The 2163-nt window shown below is 49.5% G+C and carries 2 protein-coding genes and 1 pseudogene; all 3 read left to right on the top strand.

Translation table 11 applies throughout. From position 1 onward, the window contains the following. Positions 1 to 797, top strand: a 797-nt coding sequence (locus KKH3_RS21315) for a flagellin N-terminal helical domain-containing protein (RefSeq protein WP_039364474.1), incomplete at its 5' end; no start/stop codon positions are given. Positions 798 to 995: 198 nt separating this feature from the next. Beyond that, on the top strand, positions 996 to 1874 hold the full coding sequence (locus KKH3_RS21310; protein WP_039364471.1) for a flagellin N-terminal helical domain-containing protein: 879 nt from the start codon (positions 996 to 998) through the stop codon (positions 1872 to 1874). A gap of 198 nt (positions 1875 to 2072) precedes the next feature. Continuing rightward, positions 2073 to 2163: pseudogene (locus tag KKH3_RS22130) on the top strand (flagellin FliC); the annotation flags it as partial.

Genomic DNA, 2163 nt, shown 5'->3' with positions numbered 1-2163 from the left:
TGTCTTCTGGTCTGCGTATCAATAGTGCAAAAGACGATGCTGCTGGTCAGGCGATTGCCAACCGTATGACTGCACAGGTTAAAGGCCTGACTCAGGCTGCGCGTAACGCTAACGACGGTATCTCTCTGACGCAAACGGCAGAAGGTAACCTGAACGAAATCAACAACAACTTACAGCGTGTTCGTGAGCTGGCGGTTCAGGCAGCAAGTGATACCAACGGCCAAACTGACCGTGGTTCAATCTATACTGAAATGAAGCAACGTCTGGACGAAATCGACCGCGTTGCGGGCTCAGCATCTTTCAACGGCACGAACCTGCTGGACGGTTCTGCAAGTGGCGGTATCAACATTCAGGTTGGTGCAAACACCGGTGCTAACGAAGTGATCACTATCGACTCTGGCGCGCTGGTTAACGCTAAAACTTCTGGCGGTCTGTCATCTGGCGTATCTAGTGCTGTTGCAGCAATCAGCGGAACGACTGCAAGCGGTACCGTAAGCGGAATTGGTGGTTCTGGTGGTCTGGCACAGGATATCGTCGATGCCGTTGATACCGCGCTGAAAGCAGTAGACACCGCGCGTAGTAACCTGGGTGCGATCCAGAACCGTTTCGAATCTACGATCACCAACGTGAACAACACGATCAACAACCTGTCCAACGCCCGTGGCCGAATTCAGGATGCGGATTATGCGGTGGAAGTGTCGAACATGACCAAGGCGAACATTCTGCAACAGGCGGGTACATCCGTTCTGTCTCAGGCGAACCAGGTTCCTCAGACCGTTCTGTCTCTGCTGCGTTAATCGTAAGCAACATAGCATGACGTTAAACCCAGCCCTGTGCTGGGTTTTTTCTTTCTGCAACAGATGGTTTGAATAAAAAACCATAGACAGACAAAAAATTAAAGATTTAGAAAAATGTTCCGATAATTAGTAAAGACGGGGATGAGCCAATGAGCTGAACCCGACACTTAACATCTCATTGATTAAGGAACGCTTATCATGGCATCGATTAATACTAACATCATGTCTCTGGTTACCCAGAACAACCTGAACAAGTCACAATCTTCTCTGGGCACCGCTATTGAGCGCCTGTCTTCTGGTCTGCGTATCAATAGTGCAAAAGACGATGCTGCTGGTCAGGCGATTGCCAACCGTATGACTGCACAGGTTAAAGGCCTGACTCAGGCTGCGCGTAACGCTAACGACGGTATCTCTCTGACGCAAACGGCAGAAGGTAACCTGAACGAAATCAACAACAACTTACAGCGTGTTCGTGAGCTGGCGGTTCAGGCAGCAAGTGATACCAACGGTAGTACTGACCGTACTTCAATCTACACTGAAATGAAGCAACGTCTGGACGAAATCGACCGCGTTGCGGGCTCAGCATCTTTCAACGGCACGAACCTGCTGGACGGTTCTGCAAGCGGTGGTATCAACATTCAGGTTGGTGCAAACACCGGTGCTAACGAAGTGATCACTATCGATTCAGGCGCGTTGGTTAACGCGACGACGACGTCTGGTGCTGGCCTGGCTTCTGGTGTGTCTACTTCTGTTGCTGCAATTAGTGGTGGTACTGGTGCTATCGGTGGTTCTGGTGGTTTGGCACAGGATATCGTCGATGCCGTTGATACCGCGCTGAAAGCAGTAGACACCGCGCGTAGTAACCTGGGTGCGATCCAGAACCGTTTCGAATCTACGATCACCAACGTGAACAACACGATCAACAACCTGTCCAACGCCCGTGGCCGAATTCAGGATGCGGATTATGCGGTGGAAGTGTCGAACATGACCAAGGCGAACATTCTGCAACAGGCGGGTACCTCTGTCCTGTCTCAGGCGAACCAGGTTCCTCAGACCGTTCTGTCTCTGCTGCGTTAATCGTAAGCAACATAGCATGACGTTAAACCCAGCCCTGTGCTGGGTTTTTTCTTTCTGAAACAGATGCTTTGAATAAAAAAACATAGACAGACAAAAAATTAAAGATTTAGAAAAATGTTCCGATAATTAATAAGGACGGGGATGAGCCAATGAGCTGAACCCGACACTTAACATCTCATTGATTAAGGAACGCTTATCATGGCATCGATTAATACTAACATCATGTCTCTGGTTACCCAGAACAACCTGAACAAGTCACAATCTTCTCTGGGCACCGCTATTGAGCGTC

The sequence above is a fragment of the Pectobacterium actinidiae genome (assembly GCF_000803315.1).
Classification (GTDB): Bacteria; Pseudomonadota; Gammaproteobacteria; order Enterobacterales; family Enterobacteriaceae; genus Pectobacterium; species Pectobacterium actinidiae.
Note: the sequence above shows the minus strand (reverse complement) of the source record. Positions and strands in the feature narration are given on the sequence as shown.